The 21,961-nt window shown below is 34.8% G+C and carries 27 protein-coding genes; 20 read left to right on the forward strand and 7 right to left on the reverse strand.

The features are described 5' to 3' along the window. Positions 1-3: 3 nt before the first annotated feature. Genes N3F66_07030 through N3F66_07045 form a run of 4 tightly spaced genes read right to left on the reverse strand, consistent with a single transcriptional unit; the run spans position 4 to position 2,109 of the window. On the reverse strand, positions 4-636 hold the full coding sequence (locus N3F66_07030) for an energy transducer TonB (GenBank protein MCX8123903.1): 633 nt from the start codon (positions 634-636) through the stop codon (positions 4-6). Beyond that, positions 636-1,040: a biopolymer transporter ExbD gene (locus tag N3F66_07035; protein MCX8123904.1), complete on the reverse strand. Its 405-nt coding sequence runs from the start codon at positions 1,038-1,040 to the stop codon at positions 636-638. Before N3F66_07035 ends, N3F66_07030 begins: the two co-directional genes overlap by 1 nt. A gap of 2 nt (positions 1,041-1,042) precedes the next feature. Then, positions 1,043-1,465 (reverse strand): biopolymer transporter ExbD, encoded by a 423-nt coding sequence (locus N3F66_07040; protein ID MCX8123905.1) that lies wholly within the window; start codon positions 1,463-1,465, stop codon positions 1,043-1,045. Beyond that, on the reverse strand, positions 1,465-2,109 hold the full coding sequence (locus N3F66_07045) for a MotA/TolQ/ExbB proton channel family protein (protein MCX8123906.1): 645 nt from the start codon (positions 2,107-2,109) through the stop codon (positions 1,465-1,467). Before N3F66_07045 ends, N3F66_07040 begins: the two co-directional genes overlap by 1 nt. A gap of 380 nt (positions 2,110-2,489) precedes the next feature. Between N3F66_07045 and N3F66_07050 the strand changes: the two genes are divergently transcribed. Beyond that, on the forward strand, positions 2,490-3,497 hold the full coding sequence (locus N3F66_07050; GenBank protein MCX8123907.1) for an NAD-dependent epimerase: 1,008 nt from the start codon (positions 2,490-2,492) through the stop codon (positions 3,495-3,497). Here N3F66_07050 and N3F66_07055 read toward each other — a convergent pair. Then, on the reverse strand, positions 3,494-4,012 hold the full coding sequence (locus tag N3F66_07055) for a hypothetical protein (protein ID MCX8123908.1): 519 nt from the start codon (positions 4,010-4,012) through the stop codon (positions 3,494-3,496). The two genes, N3F66_07050 and N3F66_07055, sit on opposite strands and share 4 nt — an antisense overlap. A 147-nt stretch (positions 4,013-4,159) precedes the next feature. Beyond that, positions 4,160-4,333 (reverse strand): hypothetical protein, encoded by a 174-nt coding sequence (locus N3F66_07060; GenBank protein MCX8123909.1) that lies wholly within the window; start codon positions 4,331-4,333, stop codon positions 4,160-4,162. A 268-nt stretch (positions 4,334-4,601) separates the two neighbouring features. Here N3F66_07060 and N3F66_07065 point away from each other — a divergent pair, with 268 nt between their 5' ends. Genes N3F66_07065 through N3F66_07095 form a run of 7 tightly spaced genes read left to right on the forward strand, consistent with a single transcriptional unit; the run spans position 4,602 to position 10,343 of the window. After that, a complete protein-coding gene (locus N3F66_07065; GenBank protein ID MCX8123910.1) occupies positions 4,602-5,297 on the forward strand; it encodes an outer membrane lipoprotein carrier protein LolA in 696 nt (231 codons plus the stop codon). Between the two features lie 3 nt (positions 5,298-5,300). Continuing rightward, on the forward strand, positions 5,301-6,431 hold the full coding sequence (locus tag N3F66_07070; protein ID MCX8123911.1) for a DUF4115 domain-containing protein: 1,131 nt from the start codon (positions 5,301-5,303) through the stop codon (positions 6,429-6,431). 1 nt (position 6,432) lies between these two features. Then, the gene (rimO, locus tag N3F66_07075; protein MCX8123912.1) at positions 6,433-7,743 is read left to right on the forward strand and encodes a 30S ribosomal protein S12 methylthiotransferase RimO; all 1,311 of its coding nucleotides are present in this window, start codon (positions 6,433-6,435) and stop codon (positions 7,741-7,743) included. Next, entirely contained in the window at positions 7,740-8,393 is a 654-nt protein-coding gene (gene pgsA, locus N3F66_07080) for a CDP-diacylglycerol--glycerol-3-phosphate 3-phosphatidyltransferase (GenBank protein ID MCX8123913.1), read from the forward strand. The genes rimO and pgsA overlap by 4 nt, the downstream gene beginning before the upstream one ends. 7 nt (positions 8,394-8,400) lie before the next feature. Continuing rightward, positions 8,401-8,880, forward strand: coding sequence for a phosphatidylglycerophosphatase A (locus N3F66_07085; GenBank protein MCX8123914.1), 480 nt, complete (start codon positions 8,401-8,403; stop codon positions 8,878-8,880). Positions 8,881-8,938: 58 nt separating this feature from the next. Beyond that, complete coding sequence (locus N3F66_07090) at positions 8,939-9,805, forward strand: cytochrome c3 family protein (GenBank protein MCX8123915.1); 867 nt, start codon at positions 8,939-8,941, stop codon at positions 9,803-9,805. 25 nt (positions 9,806-9,830) lie between these two features. After that, the gene (locus tag N3F66_07095; protein ID MCX8123916.1) at positions 9,831-10,343 is read left to right on the forward strand and encodes an HIT domain-containing protein; all 513 of its coding nucleotides are present in this window, start codon (positions 9,831-9,833) and stop codon (positions 10,341-10,343) included. A 4-nt stretch (positions 10,344-10,347) separates the two neighbouring features. Here N3F66_07095 and N3F66_07100 read toward each other — a convergent pair whose 3' ends face one another. Next, the gene (locus N3F66_07100; protein ID MCX8123917.1) at positions 10,348-10,542 is read right to left on the reverse strand and encodes a hypothetical protein; all 195 of its coding nucleotides are present in this window, start codon (positions 10,540-10,542) and stop codon (positions 10,348-10,350) included. Positions 10,543-10,800: 258 nt separating this feature from the next. On the opposite strand from N3F66_07100, the gene N3F66_07105 reads away from it, so the two are divergent. From N3F66_07105 to N3F66_07160, 12 genes are all read left to right on the forward strand, one after another. Then, on the forward strand, positions 10,801-11,520 hold the full coding sequence (locus N3F66_07105; GenBank protein MCX8123918.1) for a tetratricopeptide repeat protein: 720 nt from the start codon (positions 10,801-10,803) through the stop codon (positions 11,518-11,520). A 7-nt stretch (positions 11,521-11,527) separates the two neighbouring features. Beyond that, the gene (gene dprA / locus N3F66_07110) at positions 11,528-12,616 is read left to right on the forward strand and encodes a DNA-processing protein DprA (GenBank protein ID MCX8123919.1); all 1,089 of its coding nucleotides are present in this window, start codon (positions 11,528-11,530) and stop codon (positions 12,614-12,616) included. Between the two features lie 7 nt (positions 12,617-12,623). Then, on the forward strand, positions 12,624-13,232 hold the full coding sequence (locus N3F66_07115; GenBank protein ID MCX8123920.1) for a hypothetical protein: 609 nt from the start codon (positions 12,624-12,626) through the stop codon (positions 13,230-13,232). A gap of 101 nt (positions 13,233-13,333) precedes the next feature. Continuing rightward, positions 13,334-15,436, forward strand: coding sequence for a type I DNA topoisomerase (topA, locus tag N3F66_07120; GenBank protein ID MCX8123921.1), 2,103 nt, complete (start codon positions 13,334-13,336; stop codon positions 15,434-15,436). Between the two features lie 5 nt (positions 15,437-15,441). Beyond that, the gene (locus tag N3F66_07125; protein ID MCX8123922.1) at positions 15,442-16,347 is read left to right on the forward strand and encodes a tyrosine-type recombinase/integrase; all 906 of its coding nucleotides are present in this window, start codon (positions 15,442-15,444) and stop codon (positions 16,345-16,347) included. Further along, positions 16,340-16,885 (forward strand): ATP-dependent protease subunit HslV, encoded by a 546-nt coding sequence (gene hslV, locus N3F66_07130; GenBank protein ID MCX8123923.1) that lies wholly within the window; start codon positions 16,340-16,342, stop codon positions 16,883-16,885. The genes N3F66_07125 and hslV overlap by 8 nt, the downstream gene beginning before the upstream one ends. Then, complete coding sequence (hslU, locus tag N3F66_07135; GenBank protein ID MCX8123924.1) at positions 16,885-18,297, forward strand: ATP-dependent protease ATPase subunit HslU; 1,413 nt, start codon at positions 16,885-16,887, stop codon at positions 18,295-18,297. Before hslV ends, hslU begins: the two co-directional genes overlap by 1 nt. A gap of 467 nt (positions 18,298-18,764) precedes the next feature. Continuing rightward, the gene (gene cas6 / locus N3F66_07140) at positions 18,765-19,523 is read left to right on the forward strand and encodes a CRISPR-associated endoribonuclease Cas6 (GenBank protein MCX8123925.1); all 759 of its coding nucleotides are present in this window, start codon (positions 18,765-18,767) and stop codon (positions 19,521-19,523) included. Between the two features lie 75 nt (positions 19,524-19,598). Then, a complete protein-coding gene (gene cas8a1, locus N3F66_07145) occupies positions 19,599-21,065 on the forward strand; it encodes a type I-B CRISPR-associated protein Cas8b1/Cst1 (protein MCX8123926.1) in 1,467 nt (488 codons plus the stop codon). Next, positions 21,055-21,231: a hypothetical protein gene (locus N3F66_07150; protein ID MCX8123927.1), complete on the forward strand. Its 177-nt coding sequence runs from the start codon at positions 21,055-21,057 to the stop codon at positions 21,229-21,231. The genes cas8a1 and N3F66_07150 overlap by 11 nt, the downstream gene beginning before the upstream one ends. Further along, entirely contained in the window at positions 21,228-21,419 is a 192-nt protein-coding gene (locus N3F66_07155; protein ID MCX8123928.1) for a hypothetical protein, read from the forward strand. The genes N3F66_07150 and N3F66_07155 overlap by 4 nt, the downstream gene beginning before the upstream one ends. Position 21,420: 1 nt before the next feature. Then, a partial coding sequence (locus N3F66_07160; protein MCX8123929.1) for a DevR family CRISPR-associated autoregulator occupies positions 21,421-21,961 on the forward strand: 541 nt, incomplete at its 3' end.

The raw sequence follows: 21,961 nt of genomic DNA on the forward strand, positions 1-21,961 counted from the left end.
ATCTTATTCCAGTTTAAATTGCATTGGCAATTCCATCTTTATTGCAACACGCTGCCCATTGATAACGGGTGGTGTAAAGCGTGCCTGTGTAAGTATGGAATATGCTGCTTTTGAAAATTCTTTACTGAGTGCGCTGTATTGTTCAGGAGGCAAATCCTTTGATAAACGTATGGAAAGCACCTGTACGCCTGTAACTTTGCCATCAGGCGCAATAACTATCTCAACATTGACATTAGCTTCAACATTCTTTTCACGTGCACTTTGCGGATAAATTTTCTTAAGCCCACCAATTGGCCTTGGTGGCACAATGTTTGGATTAAAGGAGATGTCATACACCTCTGATTCATCAGAAAGCCCTACAGCCCTATCAGTTGCTGAAGCTATAGGCTGTCCTGTGGTGGTTGAAATATCCTTTGTGGTTATGCGTTTTGATTGTGCTGTAACTGTTTCAATGTTTATAAATTCAAGTGAGTCACTTACTTCAGGCATATCAGCTACATAAATTGGAGCAGTGAAGAAAAGAGTAAATCCGGCTATTAGTGTTGAAAGTATGAATGAAAAAATATAGGGATGATTCTGTTGGAATCTAACTATCCATTGTAATTTTAATTGCATTTTTCCTGGTGTTGAAGCCATTATTTTTCTTCCCGTGGTTGAGAAATAAATACAACATTTAGAAAATCGTATTGACGCAGCACATCAAGTACTGTGGCAACAACTGCGTATTGCAAATCCTTATCTGCGGTAATTGATACAATCCGGTCTTTTTCATTCTGTCGTATTGCAAGCTGGTCCTTAATATCCTCAAGTGATGACTGTTTGCCATCAAAATATAATGTGCCTTCCTTAGAAATAGAGATGTAAATACTGTCCTGCTCGGCACCTTGGGTAACAGCTTGTGGTAGCTCAACGGTAACTCCTTTTGGTGGCTCAGTAGAGGTTGTAGCCATAAAAAATACTAAAAGGAGCATTGCCATATCAGCTGCTGAAGCTCCCAGTGAAAAGGAACGAAGTTTTTTCAAAAAAGGTGTTGTAATCATGATTATCGCTCAGTATGCTTTAATGAAATTTTGGATAAACCACTTTCACGGATTGCGCTGAGAGTATCCACAAGACGCTCATACCTGATTTCAGGCTTCATATAAATAATTGCAACCGCTTCTTTTGTTTGAGATTTTCGCACAGCTAAATACTGTAACAGTTGGTTTCGTCCAAGAATTTTGCCATCAACAATAAATCCGTTATCCTGAGGATATATTTCTATAACTTGAGAAGTTTCTACTTTTACAGTACCTGCGCTTAATGAAGGAAGGCTTAAGAAAACTCCTTGTCGTATAATAAATGAAGCAGTGACAATAAAAAATATAAGCAGGTTAAACGATAAGTCAGCTATTGGCGTTGTATCAAATTCAATAAGGCGTGTTTGCGTTTGCCTTTGACGGTGTTTCCTAAACAACCAGTACATTATACACCTTCCAGTGTAGTATGGTTTTCAATCTGCGAATATCGTGGCAGTTGTTTGGTCTTTTGTATGATGAGCTCTGATGCTTTTGTGTAAACATTTTGCAATATGTGTATGAAGAAATGGTAGAATGCTAGTGTGGGAACAGCTATGGATAACCCACCGGCGGTAGTAATAAGAGCAATCTGTATGCCAACAGCAACAACCTTTGCATTAACTGTGGTTGCTGCTGCAATAGACGCAAATGCGGCAATCATTCCCTGAACAGTACCAAAGAATCCAATAATTGGTGATAAATTACCAACCGCATTAAGCAGCACCAGCCCCTTTTCAAGCTGATTATAATACAGTTGTATATTCTTTTCAAGGTCATCAATTGCTTCTTCACGGAATTTATATATATTCTGATTTAAGAGTGCGTTGATTTTATCTTCTATATGTGCTGTATCCCATATTTTGATTTTTAAATAAAATAGTGAACGTTCAATGATAATGGTTAATCCTACTATTCCTAAAAACAATATTGGCCACATCAAGATTCCGCCCTGTTTGAATGTAGTCCATAAGCTGGATGAATTGGGCGATAGTTCTTGAGCAAATAATGGTTGACTGCAAAGTAAAGTGCAGATAACAAATATTTTTTTCATAAAGTCCTCGTAAAAATTTTATAGATGTAGATGTGTTGATGAAAATAATTCAAATTTAAAACTATGTCAAACATTTTTATAAAAGATGCTGGGGGGCCAAATTACTTCTACTAGCTTTATAATATTAATTTTTAAGTAATATTGGGTGAGTAGATGCATATATTTGAATAATCATTTTTGTAAAATGAGCCAACAATGATATAATTATTAAAGTGAAAAAATATAATGAATAGTGAGAGTAAAAAAGCTAAAAAAAACAGCACACTACTTTAGAGTATGAAATGAAATGTAATTTAGTAAAGTACAAACAAGCTTATAAATAATGGTGAGCACACTACCATCGTAAGCTGATATTAAATTTTCTATTTCAGAGGATAATAATGAATGTTCTTATAACTGGTACTGCAGGCTTTATTGGTTATTTTACAGCATTACGATTCTTGCACGAGGGGTATAGAGTTGTTGGAATTGATAATATGAATTCCTATTACGATGTCTCATTAAAAGAAGCACGAAATGCACAATTGCAGCAAAACCCCAATTACACCTTCTATAAGTGCGATATAGCTGATTATGAGGAGCTATCGCACATATTTGAAAAACATTCTTTTGAATATGTGGTGCATCTGGCTGCACAGGCAGGAGTGCGCTATAGTTTAGATCATCCTTTTGAATACGTTCATAGCAATATAGTGGGTTTTATGAATATACTTGAGTGTTGCCGCCATAATCCAGTTAAACATCTTGTGTATGCGTCATCAAGTTCAGTGTATGGAATGAATTCGTGCGTCCCCTTTTCAGTGCATGACAATGTTGACCATCCTGTATCACTGTATGCGGCAACAAAGAAATCAAATGAGCTTTTTGCACACTGCTATTCGCATTTATATGACATTCCTTCCAGTGGGCTTCGATTTTTCACAGTGTATGGTCCATGGGGTAGGCCCGACATGGCGTATTTCAAATTCACAAAAGCTATTTTTGAAGACAAACCAATTGATGTATATAACTTTGGCGATATGGAACGCGACTTTACGTATATTGATGATATAGTAGAAGGTGTGTACAGAATTACTTTTAAAATCCCGCAAAGACAACAGGAGTTTGACACAATGCATCCTGATCCTGCATCAAGCAGTGCACCATACAGGATTTATAATATTGGCAACAACAGACCAGTGCAGTTAATGTATTTTATTGAGGTGCTGGAGCAAATAACAGGGAAAAAGGCCAAAATAAACTACCTGCCAATACAACCTGGTGATGTACTTACAACATTTGCTGATATTGATGAACTTACTCAGGCTGTAGGGTACAGACCAGTTACCACTATTGAAGAAGGGTTGCAAAAATTTGTGAAATGGTACAGAGAATATTATAATGTTTAATTGTCTTTTAGTGATTGGAGCAGCGTTTCAATAGTAGATTTATATGTCCCGTTAGTGTCATATTGCATTGATTTTTGTAAATATGTTTTTGCCATCACTGTATCATTAATTTGTATGTAGCATACAGATGCATTAATAAGTGCTGCTGCTTTGATTGAAGTATATTGATCCATTGTATATCGTTCAGTTGCCAGAAAGTAAAGTACAGCTTTTTTATAATCACCCATATGATAGAAATTTTTGCCAATGTAATAGTTGGCTATACCCTGAATGACCTGATTGTCAGTATTTTGCGCAATACACTCTTGAAAGGAATCAATAGATAAATCATAGAGCTTATCTTTATATGCAATATAGCTGGCATATAAAAGATTTTTATTTGTCAACATGATATTTTGTATTAAAGAATTCCAGAAATCACGATCTTCTTCAAGTATAGTTATTGAAGTTTGAGCAAATACTATATGTACTGTAACAAGAAATACGCTACAATATTTAAGGAATTTTTTCAACATGATGTATTATCCATCTCTCTGCCAATCTTGTTGGATAAGCTTATAATAGATATGTATCTTTTGCAAGTAAATTATTATAAATTATTACCCTCCCAAAATTGAATTATGTGGTTACTTGCATAATTTGATAAATAAAATGATTGATGATCATGCACCAATGAGGGGTTCTCTTTTTATAAGTATGTGTTTTATATTGGCTTTACCTACAGAAAAGTAAATCTGCTGTGATTCTAACAGTTTAAAATTATTCCACTGGGAAACTATGGTTTCGGGGTGTTGCTGCTCTTTAGTTTGTTGTTTGGGTTGTTTTATGGTATCCATGTTGTATTCCTTGATAATGGGTTTTTGAAATAGTATTTGTATAGCACAATTTTGTCTACACAAAAAAAATATAAAATTTAAAGCCAAAAATCTTTTTGTTTTTTTGTATTGACTTTTTAAAAAACCTTTTTAGTTTGACAACCGCATATATATTGTAAAAAATATGTCTATGCAACGTTACACAGCAGATTTTACATGGATGTTGCAGGGATTCAGCGCTATATATACTTCAGTTTGGTAATAACTTTCAATTTAAAAAAAGGAAACTATGTCAGGTATATCAAATAATAAGTTTGTAAGTTTGGCGATAGCTCCTGTAATAGTACTATTGTGTGTAATTACAGGCTATCCTTATAAGTTTGACTTTTTAACCGTAAATGATATTGTTAAGCAGATTAAAAAAGCTTTTTCTGATGTTGAGAGCTATCAGGCAAACTTTGTAATGACTTCTGACCGAATGGGTAAACGACAAAATCAGAGTGGCACAATCTGGTATATGGCACCACATTATCTACGTATTGATTTTGATACACCCTACGGACAAAAAATTGTTTCAGATGGCAAGCAGGTGTGGATATATATTCCATCAATCAATGTTGTTGCAGAACAGGATTTAAACAGTTCAATGTTTGCTATTGGAACAGGATCAGGCTTAAACAGGCTTTTCTCAAAATATCATTATAAATTTGATGGAAAAGAACAGCCACGAGTGGAAAATAACAATAAATATTATGTATTGTTTTTAAAACAGAAGGAAACGCGAAGCGGTTTCAGAACAATGAAACTATGGATAAATGAGCAGTATTTTATCACAAAAGCATCTGGCGAAACTGCAAATGGCAAAAATATTACTATTGAATTAAAAAATATTAATACTAAGGTAGACTTAAAAAAAGGTTTCTTTAAATTTGATCCTCCTTCAAACGCCAGAATAATTAAAAATCCCATGTTGGCAGAGGAATAGTGTATGGTGGCAGGAATAGGTGAAACATTACGCAATGCACGAGAAGCCAAACGGCTATCATTAAAAGATGTCTCAAAAGATACCAATATTGTTGTAAAATATCTGGAAGCACTTGAAAATGAGGATTTTGAAAAGTTTCCCAGTGAAACGTATTTACTTGGTTTTTTACGTTCATATGCTGAGTACCTGCGTCTTGACGCTGATGAGTTAATCCAGGCGTATAAAGGATATAAGATTGGAGAAAGCTCAACTCCACTGGAAGAGTTAACAAAACCAACAGGGTTGTCTATAGTAGCACAACTGAGGATGTATGTTGAACAATACCGAAATATTCTTTACATTGCCGGAATTGGCATTGCAGTGCTCATTGTGTTATCATTATTCATTAGCCTCATCACATCAGATGTACATGTAGGGAGTGATGATTCAATTAAGGCAATACAGGAAGAGTATTACCGCACGCAGGGTAAAAAAATTGCCATTAAAAATATCTGGCCATTACAGCTTACCAATGACAGTGGGATAGTGTTACTGTACAATGATGAAGCGTGTCAGTTTTTAGTAGAAAATAAAGAGATATTATTTCTACTAAGTGATATAAAGGATAATTCAGTTATAGTGGAATTTTTGCCGGATTCAAAAAAATATGTTCTTGAAATGGAAAAACCTGTAGTATGTAGCCCTATTGAATCATCAAGAAATATTGTCCTTACATTGAAAGGATTAACAGAAAACAGAGCTAAAATTAGAGTGCAATTGGCTGCAGCAGAAGTAAAACCTGATGAAGCTGTCAGTGTGGTAACACCTGTTACTCCGGGCACCGAAGTGGTAACGCATGATCAAAAAAACCTAAAAATAGTATTTGAAGCTGAATTTGTTCAGAAGACGTATTTTGAACTGTACTTAGATGGTAATGAGCGAGTGCGCGGTATGATGCCTTCAGGCACCAGAGAACGATGGGAAGCATCAGAATTCATACAAGTAAAGATTGGTAATGCTGGCGGGGTAAAGGTCAAGATTAATGGAACTGATTACACGTTTGGTTTGCCAGGACAGGTTGCAAATAAAGTAATTACCTGGCGAAAAGATCCACAGGATCCAAACAAATATAAACTAGAAGTAAAAGACTGGTGATGTGTTTTCACCATACGACATCTCTTACTATATTATTTCATTAGGCTGTCCCAAAAATGAAGTTGATTCGGAGCGGCTCAATGCTGACATGCACAATGCTGGCTTTGTTGAAGCTGGTGAAATTGATAGCGCGGATATAATATTTATCAATACATGTGGCTTTATTGAAGAAGCTAAAAAAGAATCCATTGCAACAATATTTGATGCATTAGATTATACACAGAATAAAAAAAGTAAATTTAAAAAAAGGGTAGTTGTACTGGGTTGTCTCACCCAGCGGTATAAAGAAGAAATAATTAAAGAAATACCTGAGATAGATCTGGTATGGGGTTTGTACGATAGCTCTTTAATTGATGAGATTGCTCGTTTATTTGACATTACACTGATACAAAGAGCTATCGCCTTTAAAAGAAAGCCACTCATTGAAAATTTACCGTATGCATATATCAAAATAGCTGAGGGATGTTCCAACTTTTGCAGCTACTGTGCTATTCCATTGATACGTGGTAATTTCAACGCGTTTCCACCATCTGCAATTTTGCAGGATGCAAAGGAAGCTTTAAGTCGTGGTGTAAAAGAGTTGATTATTGTGGCACAGGATACCGCAGTGTATAAATATAATGATATACAAATTGTGGATTTACTTAAAATGCTCAATGATCTGGAAGGTGATTTCTGGATACGGCTGATGTATTGCCATCCTGACCATATAAATGAAAGGCTGATAGAAGCACTGGCAACTGTGCCAAAGGTTGTGCATTACATTGATATTCCCTTCCAGCATGCAAGCAGAAAGATTTTGCAATCTATGAACAGGAAAGGAGATGCACAAACCTATTTATCACTGGTACAGAATTTGAGAAAAACAATACCGGATATTGCAATTAGATCAACATTTATGGTGGGTTTCCCTGGCGAAGATGAAAATGATTTTGCAATATTGAAAGACTTTGTTGCAGCAGCAAGTTTGGACCGTGTTGGTGTTTTTATATATTCCCCTGAAGAAGGTACAAAAGCATTTACAAAAGGAGATACAGTAAAAACTGCAATTAAGAAAAAAAGATATGCAGCATTAATGAAACTACAACAGCAAATATCAAAACAAAGATTGGAAAAAACTATAGGTGCAATCGTGCAGGTACTTGTTGAAGAAAAGGTTGACCAGCATAATTACATTGGAAGAACCCAATATGATGCACCTGAAATTGATGGTATTTTTTTCTTGACCGCACACAATGTGCATGTCAATGATATTGTGGCAGCAAAGATAACTGATACACTTGAATATGATCGTATAGGAGTAATGCTTTGAATATACCAAATTTGGTTACGTTATCACGCATAATACTGATACCGTTATTTTTATATTTAATCTTTACCCCAACCATGGAGCATAGGATTTGGGCTCTGATTATTTTTAGCTTAGCATCCCTTACTGACTTTTTAGATGGATGGATGGCACGCAAGTTGCGTCAGGAAACTGAAACTGGGAAGTTTTTAGACCCACTTGCTGACAAGTTTCTTGTTATTTCAGCACTCATAGCATTTTTGTTTTTAGATCCACTCATTCCATTGTGGATGGTGCTTGTTATCATTGGGCGAGACCTCTTAATAACATTGATGCGCTACTTAGCGATTAAAAAAGGTAGTACACTTAGAACAAGTAGGCTGGGGAAATTCAAAACAGCCTTCCAAATGATAGGTATAATTATAATAATAATGGTATTCATTGTCCGCAATTCCATTAAAAATGTACAACTTGAAATCAATCAGTTGAGTGCATTGAAGCTTGAAACTGTTGTAGAAATTATTAATTCCAACCTTGTACATAAATGGCTCATTGTATGCCCCTATCTCATCATGGCTGTGGTTACATTCCTCACAGCTTTATCAGGCTTGCGGTACATAGTGACTAACTGGCAATTATTTATACCTCCATATTCACAAAAGGAAAATAAATAAAATTAATATGAATTGGAAAGAATTTTTTTTTACAGGTTTTTTTACCGGTTACTTTCCTAAAGGTTCAGGTACTGTTGGGGCGCTATTGGCTCTGCTAATATATGTAATACTACATCAAATATGTGGACCGTATGGTACCATAGCTAATGTTATGCTTGTTGCTTTTATTACTTATCCGGCAATTAAGTTGGGTGATGATGCTGAAATTTATTTTGCTCAAAAAGACCCTCAGGAAGTTGTACTTGATGAAATGCTGGGTTTTTGGGTTACAATGTTGTTTCATCCATTTAGCCTTAGCTCTTCAGTGCTGGGATTTTTCTTTTTTAGGTTGTATGATATTATAAAACCATTTCCAATAAGTAGGTTGGAGCATTTACGTGGTGGATTAGGGATAATGATTGACGATATTATTGCTGGTGTATATGCTAATATCACTATTGCCATTATCATTGCTATTATAAAAGCTTTTGGGATTATACTTGTGTAAAGGGTAAAGGTGGTCGAAAAAATAATAGGCATACAATGAATCATGTTTTGAGGTATTTATGAATCGTATTTATATAGTCATTTGTATTTTAACTATAGCACTTATTCCTTTTTATAGTGTGCATGCTCAACAAACAATAGGCGATAGCTCACTTAAAAAAAATTACTGTATAGAATGCCATATTGCACTCAATGGCAAACCGCGGGCAGTAGTACTGGAATGGGAAAACAGTATTCATGCAAGAAAAAATCTTGAATGCCATATATGCCATGGTGGAAATCCACAAGTGAATGATGCCAAAGCAGCAAAGGATAAAAAAGCTAATTTTACAGGAAAGCCTAAAAAGAAAGATATACCTGAATTTTGCGGCAGGGAAGGATGCCATGACAAAGCACTGGCACAATTGAAGAAGGGACCACATTATGATTCGGTTATGAAAATAGGGAGCCCTAATTGTGTTGATTGCCATGGTGACCACAATATTCAGCAGTCCACGTATCATATTATTACTGATAAAACATGTTCAGGATGCCATAGCGTTGAATATTCCAGAGAACTGGTAAATTCAATTATATCAATTGAGAAAAATATAGAAGACATAGAACGATCGCTGGAATATATGAACGAACGAAATGTGGAAACCAAAGATATGACAGGACGTTATGTGGAACTAAAAAGTTATTTTCATCAGCTGGTACATGTTTTTTCAAAACAGGAAATAGATTTTACTAAAAAGTTAGTTGAAGTTGAAATTGAATATCTTGATAAACAGCTTAAAAGTAAAATAGCATCAGTTAAACGGCTTGATCTTATATATATTTTAACCAGTGCATTCAGCATTGGAATAATCATATCATTTACTGTTTACATTGCATTGATAAGAAGAAGGCGCGCAAAAGTACAAAAGAATTTCCAATCACGATAAATAATAAGAATTAGCAAATAAGGATATGTTAGAAAGTTATTTTGAAAAATTTAAACGTTGGTATCTTTTCAATACTGAAAAAATAAAGTATGTTGGCAAAAAAAATGAAAAGCATGCCTGTATACTGTGTGCAATACGTGACCATGCAAATGATGTTGAGAGCCTTGAAGTATATCGTACCGATACATTTATTGTTTCAGTTAATTTATACCCTTTTAATCCCGGGCACTGTATGATTTTCCCCATTAAGCATATTGACAAGCTTGAGGATCTTGGTATTGATGATGTTGTTGCATTGCATAGGTTAACAATAAAAACAATTAATATATTAAAAGAAGAATTTAACCCGTCAGGATTTAATGTTGGGTACAATCTTGGTTCATGGAGTGGGGCAAGTATAGCTCATATCCATTTACATGTTGTGCCGCGCTTCCCAAACGAACTGGGATTTCTTGATGTTATATCACATACGCGTGTAATGGTAGTGGATCCACATGATGTGTGTGAAAGACTAAAGAAAAGATTTAGCTTGGAATAAATATTTAGTGTTTTGCCGTTTCTTCAGCTTCAAAAAGCAATTCAATATCTTTTTTATTTAATTTTATAGTAAACGGTTCATTGCACATGGGACAGTTTCCCGTATTAATGCCGATTGAAAGTTCATTAATTTTTAATTGTAATTTTGAGCCGCATAACAGACAGGTAAAATCATTTGCACGCATTGGATGTGGCAGCATTAGTGGCCTCCTGGCACTATAGATGGTATTATGCATATATAAAAAATCTACCTTGAAAATATAAAATAGTTGTCAAGTATTTTATACAAATATACAATTAAAAACAATATCTTTGTTCTGATGAAACTGAGATTGAAAAAATGATATTGATGCCAATCACTGTTTTAAAAGAGATTTGCTTATGGTTGTGTGGTTCAAAAGCTATTCTATTTTCAGGTGTGCTACATACAACGTTTTAAAAGTCTAAAAGGGGGTATAATGTCAAAATTAAAAAAAATCAGCATACCATTACTTATTATAAGCAGTATTGTTGCAATAGTCATTATCTTTGATGGAGATATTATAAAGAAAATTTTTGTATTAAAACCAGTCCGAGTTGTTACTCAAAGTGAGATTACAAGAATGGAAGAGGAATTGTCTGAACTTACCTCAAAAAGTATTTCAAATCCTGAAGTGATAAATAAAATAGGGGTGTTGTACCAAAATTTAGGTGCAAAGTATAATGAACGGGAAGCATGGGACCCTGCAATAGATGCATTGCAAAAAGCTTTGGGATATGGAAGAAATAATCCCCTTGTCCATTATCAGTTAGCCATAGCATATGCTAACAGAGGATCACAGTTAGAGAATAAGGATGATATTGACAAAGCACACATTCACTATGAAAAAGCCTTACAAATGGACCCTAATTTTACTGAGGCTAAATACGGTTTGGCAATTCTTTTATTCTATGAAAAAGAAAACCGACAAAAAGCGGTACAACTGATGGAAGAGATAACAAAACAAAAGCCAACATTTTACAGGGCTCGATTTGCTCTGGGAAGATTTTATTATGAAAATAAAGACCTTAACAGGTCACTATCGGTTTACCAAGATCTTTATACTGACCTTGAAAAGCTGGATTCACCACTGGCAAAGGAATATAAACAGGCATGTAAAGAAAATATTCAACGAATAACTGCTGAATTAGCACGGTGATTCAATTATGGACAAAAAAATTTATGCTGTTGCTGTGTCACTTATGAGTTCTGGCTTGTGGCATTTCTATGCAAAGTATCAGCCCGAAATAATCTACAATGAATGTGTTTCTGCTCATGAACAAAAAGTTCAGGAGTATTATTCACAATGGTATAGCAAGAGCCCGCTTGAAGAAGCACAAACAATTGTTGAATTGTGCAACAAAATGAATGTGAAAATGATTACTTATTGGGATGATGAATACCCATGTTTGCTAAAGGAAATTGTTTATCCTCCAGCTGTGTTATATCTCAGAGGTATTATGCCAAAAAACATGTGTCTTGCAATTGTTGGCACCAGAAATGAAGATACACTCTCTGGTTCAATTGCTGAACGGCTTTCTGGTATTTTGGCTAAATATGGTATAACTATAGTCAGTGGTCTTGCAATTGGAATTGATCGCAGAGCTCATATAGGGGCTCTAAAGTCTGGTGGTTCTACCATTGGAGTTATGGCCAATGGCATAGATATGTTATACCCTTCAAGTAACCGTGATGTCTATACTGATATTATAAACTCGGGCAACGGATGTGTGTTATCTGAATACCCACCGAAAGCACGAATAAGCAAGTGGACATTTGTAAGAAGAAACAGAATTGTCAGCGGATTATCACAAGGTGTTATAGTAATTAAAGCTGGCGAAAAAAGTGGGGCACTGATTACAGCACGCTATGCTCTTGAACAAAACAGAGAATTGTTTGTGTGTCCAGGCCATTCCTTTGATGAAGGATATAAGGGGTGCTACATGCTATTGAAAGAAGGAGCACACCCTGTGTATAACGAACAGGATATTTTTGAAGTTCTTAACGTTGATAAAATTAATATTGAGCCAACACTTTTTCAAAACAATCAATACAGGCACGTTACAACAAACGTAAATCTTGCAGTGTATAACGATGATGATATTGTAAAAACGTTGCAACATGGTTCATTGGATGTTGATTCGTTAATCAGGGCTGTTGGCAAAAGCAGTGGTGAGGTGCTTGAAAAATTAACCACAATGGAATTAGAAGGAATTATTACCAGGCAGGGAAATATTATATCATTAAACAAATGAAGGTTGCATGATAGTTAAAAGAGTGCTTATTATTATGTTAGCTATGTTATGGTGTATAAGCTTTATACAGATTTTTTCTGTGCCACCATATATTGGCGATATATTTGGTATATATAAATCGGGTTATTTTAAAGAACTTGAAAGAAATATGTATATTATTACCGATAGTTTTTTGCACATTAAGACAATGTCAAAAGCTGAGTATGCCTGGATATACCTTAAAGATTTGCAGAAGCGTTTTGGTATAAACATTCACGTGTATGATTCCATGGGAAATTTAATACAAGCTCCTGGCATGTCGGAGATAGTTAATAATAGGGATGTCTTGAATGTGATAAATGATATAAAGCCCCAGCCAAAGTTTGCTGTACACGGACGTATGTACAATGGAGTTATACCTGTATACAGGAAAACAGAATGTAATTTTTGCCATCAGCCTTCTCGTAAACCAGTGTTAGGCGTAATTGAATTTGCAATCCCGTTTGATGGTTATATTTACTATACCTCAGAGCGAACAATATTATTTATTATTATTACATTTGCTATCAGCGTTTTATTGTTTGTGGTTATACGGTGGAATCCATATAAGGATATTAATGAACTGTTTGACAAATAGTGAAAGGTATTAATATTCATACGATATTTCAGGGTTAATGGTGATAGTGGATATACTATTCAGTAACTATCGCATAAAAATTAGCATATAAGGAAATAGCCATGGCTGAACATAGAAAAACACTTGTGATTGTTGAGTCACCAACAAAAGCAAAAACAATAAATAAATATTTGGGGAAAGATTACATCATTGCGTCGTCAATGGGGCATATCATTGATTTGCCAAAATCACGGTTGGCTGTTGATGTGAATAATGATTTTAAGCCTGAATATATCCCTATACGAGGGAAGGCAAAAATAATAAATGATTTAAAAAAGAAAGCTTTTGAAGCTAAAAATGTTTTACTGGCAACTGACCCTGACCGTGAAGGCGAAGCAATATCGTGGCATCTTGCAAATGTTTTGAAAGATAAAAATAATGATATCAAACGCATTGAATTTCATGAGATAACCGAAGATGCAATTAAAGAAGCAGTGAAGAATGCCCGGGACATTAACATGGATTTAGTCAATGCACAGCAGGCACGACGAATCCTTGACAGGCTTGTTGGATATTATTTAAGCCCAATATTGTGGAAGAAAGTTAAAAAGGGGTTATCTGCAGGAAGAGTACAGTCGGTTGCATTGCGGGTTATTTGCGAGCGCGAAAAGGAAATAGAAAACTTTATTCCACAAGAGTATTGGACGCTTGATGCCTTATTTGAACATCAAAAGCAGGAATTTACTGCAACACTGGTATCGGAAAATGGGAAAAAAATTGAATTAAAAACAAAAAATGATGTTGATAGGGTGCTCTCGCTCATAGAGGGAAAACCATTTACAGTTATTAATGTTGAACAAAAAGAAAGACGAAGAAAACCACAGCCACCGTATATCACCAGCAAATTGCAGCAGGATGCTGCCAGGCGATTAGGATTTTCCACTAGTAAAACCATGATGGTGGCACAGCAATTGTACGAAGGAGTAAACATTTCCGGTGAAGGGCAGGTTGGTTTGATTACCTATATGCGTACTGATTCTACGCGAATTGCACCTGCTGCATTAGCATCAGTGAGGGAATATTTAAATAAAAATTTTACCAAAGAGTATATACCAGAAACGCCTAACTCATATCCAAATAAAAAAGGTGCACAGGATGCACATGAAGCAATACGGCCAACAAATGTGTTCAGGACTCCTGAATCAATTAAAAATGATCTAACTCCTGATCAATATAAATTATATTCGTTGATATGGAGGCGCTTTGTTTCGTCGCAAATGACGCCCGAGGTTTCACAAGTGGTTACTGTAACACTGAAAGTTGAAGATTTTGAATTCAGAGCAACCGGTAGCAGAGTATTATTTAATGGATTTACAGCAATAGAAAAAGAAGAAAGTGCCGAAAAGAAATTATTGCCACAACTAGAAACAGGCCTGGTTCTTATGCCAAAAGCATTTGATCCACAGCAACATTTCACTTCACCACCTCCACGCTACAATGAAGCGTCGTTGGTTAAATTTTTGGAAGAATCAGGGATTGGCCGTCCTTCAACATACGCACCTACTATCAATACGTTGTTCAAGCGTTATTATGTTGTAAAACGTGGGAAACAGTTAGTGCCAACGGTATTGGGCAGGTTGGTAAATGACATTATGGTTTCGTATTTTGAATCGCTTATTAATATTGATTTTACTGCACAGATGGAAGAAAAGCTTGATTTAATTGAGGAAGCAAAGAATGATTGGGTTAGCATGATAAAGGAATTTTACGAACCTTTCAAGTCAACAGTTCATCATGCCGAAGAACATATTGAGGATATGAAAAATATTTTAGATGAAGAAACAGACCTGTTGTGCGAAAAATGCGGCAGCAAAATGGTAAAGCGTTTGGGGAAATTTGGCTTTTTCCTTGCTTGTTCTGCATTTCCAAAATGTTCAAATGCAAAACCATTGCCACTTGGCAAATGCCCCAAATGCGGTGGTGATATTATTAAACGCACCTCAAAACGACGTGGATCATTTTTTGCCTGCAACAGGTATCCTGAATGTGATTTTGCCACCCGCGAGCAAGCGTCAGAACATGCATGTCCAAAATGCGGTAGTCTGCTTTTTATCCGTAAGATAAAGAAAAAAGGTGAGATGCTTGTATGCTTAAATGAGCAATGTGGGTATACGGTTACACTTCTGGATGAAGATAAAACGGATGCTGAAGTACAAGTAAGCTAAACAGTATGGACCACTATATTGATAAATTCATTCAATATCTTATTGCCGAAAAAAATGCTTCGCCTTTGACTGTTGAATCGTATGGCAAGGATTTGCATCAGTTTGTACATTTTCTGGAAAGCAATGGGCAATGCCCGGTAACTATCGCCACAATAACAACTGAAACAATCCGTGATTTTATTGATTATTGCTTTGAATTGGGAAATGAACTATCTACAATTGAGCGCAAAGTTGCAACATTAAAATCGTTTTTTAAATACCTTGAGTTCCATAATTATATTGAACATAACCCAGCTCGCCAGATTCATTATTCAAAACACAGTAAATTCCTTCCCACTTTTTTAACCTTTGATCAGATACAGAAACTGACATCATTTGAATGCAAAAGCTTTAGTGACTATCGTGATAAAGCACTGCTTGAAGTTTTTTACTCAACAGGTGCACGTGTTTCGGAAATTGCTAATGCTGATGTTGAAGATTGTGATTGTGTGTCTAAAAGATTGAAAGTGATGGGGAAAGGTTCAAAGGAAAGAATTGTTTTTTTGAATGATACTGCAATTGTGTCATTGCAGAAATATTTTGACGAACGCAGAAAAAAGTTTGGTACAATAACCCAACCGCTCTTTGTAAATAATAATGGCAAACGATTGACAACTAGAGGTATTTTTTATATTATTGATAAAAGAGCTAACCAGGCGCATTTGTGGAAATCAGTAACACCTCATGTGTTGCGTCACAGTTTTGCAACTGAGTTGCTCAACAGGGGTGCAGACATTAAAGCTGTGCAGGATATGTTGGGGCATGAGAGTATTTCTACAACACAGAAATATACTCACACTACAACACAGCGATTAAAAGAATTATACATGAAGTACCATCCCCATGCACACAGGAGAAATGATAATGAGTAGTACATCAATCCACGGTACCACGGTACTTGCAATTAAAAAAGATAATGCATTTGCTATGGGATGTGACGGGCAGGTTACTCTTGGAGAAACAGTAATAAAAAGTAGAGCAGTGAAACTACGAAAGGTATATAACGATACAATACTTACCGGTTTTGCGGGCTCAGTAGCCGATGCGCTTACGCTGTTTGAACGGCTTGAGCAAAAGCTTGAATCGTATTCGGGTAATATTCCGCGCTCGGTTGTGGAGCTTGCACGCGACTGGAGGTTGGACAGAGCTTTGCGCCGGCTTGAAGCTGTGCTTATTGTTGGCAACATACAGCATCTATATTTAATAAGTGGCAATGGTGAAATTATTGAACCAGATGACGGCATAATTGGTATTGGTTCGGGTGGAAGTTATGCGATAGCTGCTGCACGAGCGCTTGTGCGCAATACCACATTAAGTGCATACGAAATAGTAAAACAATCATTGCTTATTGCATCTGAGATTTGCATTTATTCAAATAGTGCTATCACAATTGAGGAGATAAAAGCATAATGGGTGATATACAAATACAGTTTACTGAAGATAGCGATCTTACGCCACGGCAAATAGTCAGTGAGCTTGATAAATACATTATAGGGCAAAAAGATGCAAAAAAATGTGTGGCGATAGCTCTAAGGAACAGAAGTCGCAGGAAAAAATTGGACCCTGAGCTTCAAGAAGAAATTGCACCAAAAAACATCATCATGATAGGGCCCACTGGTGTTGGTAAAACTGAAATTGCACGACGATTGTCACGGCTGGTAAATGCACCATTTATAAAAGTTGAAATTACAAAATACACTGAAGTTGGATATGTGGGTAGAGATGTTGAATCTATGATACGTGATTTAACATCTATAGCTGTAAACATGGTGAAAAAAGAATACAGTGCCATGGTAGAAGAAAAAGCGTTGAAGAATGCGTATGAAAAAATTGTAGATATAATCATTCCCAAAAAGGGATTTGAATTTGATGAACGGCAGATTTCAGGTTTTCATGCTGACAGGGAATCTATCTTTGAGTCTGATACATTGTATGAGCAAATGCGCGCACAATATATGGAAGATTTAAAAAGCGGTAAACTTGATGATCTTGAAATTGAATATGAAGCAGAAGCACCTAATGTAATTCCGGTAATGTCTATTATGGGGGGCTCAGGGTTTGAAGATATTGACCTGCAGATTCAATCAATGCTTGGCGATTTGATGCCCAAAAAATCGAAGCGCAAAAAAAGCACAGTAAAGGATGCACTGCGTATATTCATTGCCGAAGAAACAGAAAAGCTTATTGATATGGAAAAAGTGACTAATGAGGCAATCCGTCGTGTTGAGGATATGGGAATAGTATTTATTGATGAAATAGATAAAATTGCTGGTGCTGAATCAAAAACAGGACCCGATGTATCGCGCCAGGGAGTGCAACGAGATTTGCTGCCTATTGTTGAGGGAACAACCGTCAATACAAAATACGGGCCGGTAAAAACAAATCATATATTGTTTATTGCTGCTGGTGCGTTCAATATTTCAAAGCCTTCAGACCTTATACCCGAACTTCAGGGAAGGTTCCCAATTCGCGTGGAATTGTCTTCGTTAACCGAAGAGGATTTCAGGAAGATACTCACAGTGCCAAAAAATTCACTCACACTGCAGTACAAAGAGCTGCTTAAAACTGAAGGCGTTACAATAGAATTTACTGATGATGGCATTGCCGAGATAGCAAAGACAGCACAGTTGCTTAATGAGGAACATGAAAACATAGGTGCCCGCAGGTTACACACAATTATGGAAAAGCTACTTGAAGATATACTCTTTGATGCCCCGGATTTAGATGATGCTCATAAAAACTTTGTCATCAATGCTGAATTTGTAAAAGCCAAGTTAGGACCTACACTAAAGAATAAGGATTTATCACGGTATATTTTGTAGTTATGGGTTTGTGTAAAATACATTGCCACCCCTTACAAGATACCATGATAGTGCAATATCAGATTACTTAGTGGACAATTTTATAATTAAAAAAGAACTTCCACACATTTGTTAAAAACACACTCAAATAATATTTTGAATAATGAGCATGTCCAGGGTGGGTTTAAGTAATTTCATAATTAATTATTGACATTTTTATATAATATGTTATTATATACAAAATTGTAATGAAAAAATAAAAATAGTACTATTGGGTTTGCAAATACACTGAACACATAGATGCAACATATGCAGTGTGACTGTCAATATCTTGAAAAAAAATCTGATATCTTTATATATAGAATGCTCACAATTGTTTTATATCGATTGGTGATTCATTAATGTAGTAAAAAAATTACAGGTGGGACACTATACGTCCCACCTGCTTTTTATATTATAAACATAGATAAAATATAAGGAGTTTGATGATGAGGTTTGCTGCATTCCTTGAATTTGAGAATGAACACGTACATATACCGCCATGGTACCGAATAGCTTTTGCATCGTTGTTAAAAGAGGCTTTGCGCAATGGCGATAACACTGGTATGCTTTATTCATATTATTATGGTAATGATAAAAGGAATGTTCCAAAACCTTTTACTTTTTCAGTCAAGTTACATGTGGAAAAGGTATTACAGGATTCTATACATAAATTACAGGTTGGCAAATTTGCAGCATTGTATGTTTCAAGCAATAATTATGAATTCATAATTGCTTTGTATAATGGATTGCAAAAATTGAAAAAATATAATATCTATGGTTGCCCATTTTCAATTACACGATTTTCATTGCTTCCCAAAAGAGAATGTGGTTCAAAAGAGGTATTTTCTATTTTTTCGCCAATTGTAGTGCGTCGTGTAAGCGATGATAAAAAAGGAATAGGGTATGCTCACGTTAATGATGAAGATTTTATAAAAATGCTCAAGTACAGTATAGTAAGCCAGTGTAAGTTTCTGGGCGATAGTTACTGTGTAATGCCTGATGATATTATGATAAATACCAACGCAGCGTTCCCAGTTAAAATTCCTCATTATAATAAAATGAATCCAGACAAACCTGAAATAATTGTAGCCACAGATGGAACAATAGAGATAGAGGCACCAAAGGAAGTAGTGCAACTATTATATGATAATGGCATAGGCGCCCGACGCAGTCAAGGCTTTGGCATGCTGGAGGTGGCGGGATGAAGAGTATTAAGTTTTCTCCGTGGGAGAGGTTGTGTAATGTGGTTTTCAAGTTTTTCAACAAGGTGGGGGTAAAACATGTGTTTAAATAAGAATGAATATGCCATTTATCCATCAAACTGGCTTATGAGGGCTGGTATTGTTGGATTTTTAAGAATTTTTAAAAATAATGGTAATAATACAAATTTAATAAATAATGATGGTAATCTGGAACTTGGTAACAATGAAATAGAAATGTTTTTTGAAAGATATGCTTCATTTTTGAGCGAAGAAAATTTATATGGAACAATTAAAGAATTCTATAACAATTCATTTTTAGCTCAAGTTTGGCAAAAAGACATGAAAAGTACTTTGAGAGAGGTTGCTTTAGTTTTAGAGAATAATAACAACAATGACAATGACATAAAAACTTACGTTGGCTATGCTTCGGATAAAAAAATTAATAATCAAGAAACCTTACTCACTAAATTAAATAAAATTTTAAAAAAACTTAAAAAAGATGAATTAAGTCACAATAAGTTTTTAAAATATCAAGAAATCAGTGATGCTAATTGTATATTTGAATCAATTAATAACTCTCAAGAAAACATGATAATAATTAATGGTATCGCTGATAAAAAAGGTAAAATTACTGACCAAGAAAAAGCAAAGTTGGATCAAATGCAATTTAATACAAATGATAAAACAAAAAGTTTTTTTGATTTAATTAACGATTTAAATAACATTTTGAATAAAAATGATACATTAAAAGAATATTTAAAAAATATAATTCAAAATTATTTTTCAGAATCAAGCAAGATCGATGATGAAAAACTTATTTGTACTTTTTGTAATGAAAGAAAAGCAATTAAAAGAAATAAGGAGTATATCATACTAGATGAAGTGCACTTTACTCCTTTAGGGGCAAGCCCTTCTAATTTAGCAAATTTTTTCTGGGAAGGGAAACCAAATCTATTTATGTGTCTTCCCTGTGAATTAATAATTTACTGTGTTGCCTTTGGGTTTACGAAGTTCAATGGTAAATATTACTTTATTGATGCACCTGTAGATATTCAGGAAATAAAAGAAATAAATGATATATGGAAAGACTGGTTAAATTCCAATTCCAGTGAGGCAACTTTAAAGAATTCATTTATAGAAATATTGAAAAAAACTGAAAAAATGAAAGCAAAATGGAGCCTGCAAAATATTTCGATTATAGAAATAAATCCAGTATCTCCAAATACAAGTAATATTTATAACCTATCGATATCTCCCGAGATTGCTTATGCAATTAGAAAACGAATTCAAAGTTATCCTTACTCTTTAAAAAAGATATATGATATATTTATTGAAAATTTATATTCTCAAAAGCCATTATATGATTTAGTTGGGCATTTATTATATGGTTACTTATCAAAAGATAAACTAAAGAATATAGATCAGACTAAATTAGAAAAGTCATCAATAGGAAGACTTATATTAAATGGAAATAAGTTATCTAACATGAAAGATGTATTATTTTTTTTAAAATTTCAGAAGGAGGTAGAAGATTATGGAAAATAACATTGATAATGCTTTTAAAGAGGGAAAAACCATTAAAAATCTTCTTTTGGGTCTTCAAGGAGAATCTGCAAAGAAAACTATACAACGATTTTCCTATCGTTTCTTAGAAGGGCTGAAAAGCGCGATCAAGCAAGCCTTACCAGAGACATTATCACCTTGTATATGAATTTCGATGGAAGAAGTATACCATCGTTTTTTGTGGAGGTGCTTAAAGATTTTAATTCACTGAGTCAGATTGGCTATGCATTTTTACTTGGTCTTAATTCATATACAGGTAATGATCAAATTATAGCTTCTAGTTCTGAAAATGAAGAGCTATCGCAAGAAGAAAATCTAAATAATGAGGAGGAATAAAATGAAAGCTATAACCTTTACTATTGTTACACATAAGGCTCAAAGCCTTAACTATGGAGAGACAATAGGCAATGTTTCAACTTTAAAAAAACTTACAATTGGTAATGACACGCCGAGAAGACTTATTACCTATGTTTCTGATAAAGCTTTAAAATATGATATTAAAAAAAGAGGTAGAGAGAGTTTCGATTGGAGATTAATGGACAATAACGTATCAGAAATAATAAAAGGATGTGTTGAAAATATTCAAAATGGTAAAGGCGAGTTTAATTATCAAAAATTTTATGAAGAAATGGTAAAAAATTATGAAGAATTTGATTTATTTGGTGGAATGTTTGCAGACATAGGCGGTGTTTATAGTGATAAAAAGAAGAAAAAAATAGAAATTAATAATGTAAAAGTAGAGGTTGATATTGATACAACAAAACTTCAACGTACTGCTCCAGTAAGGGTAACAAATGCTTATTCAATATCAGAATTTGTGTATGATAGTAATCTATTGCATGACATTGATGCATATAATAGGTATATCCAATTTACAG

The organism is Spirochaetota bacterium, from assembly GCA_026414805.1.
GTDB lineage: Bacteria > Spirochaetota > UBA4802 > UBA4802 > UB4802 > UBA4802.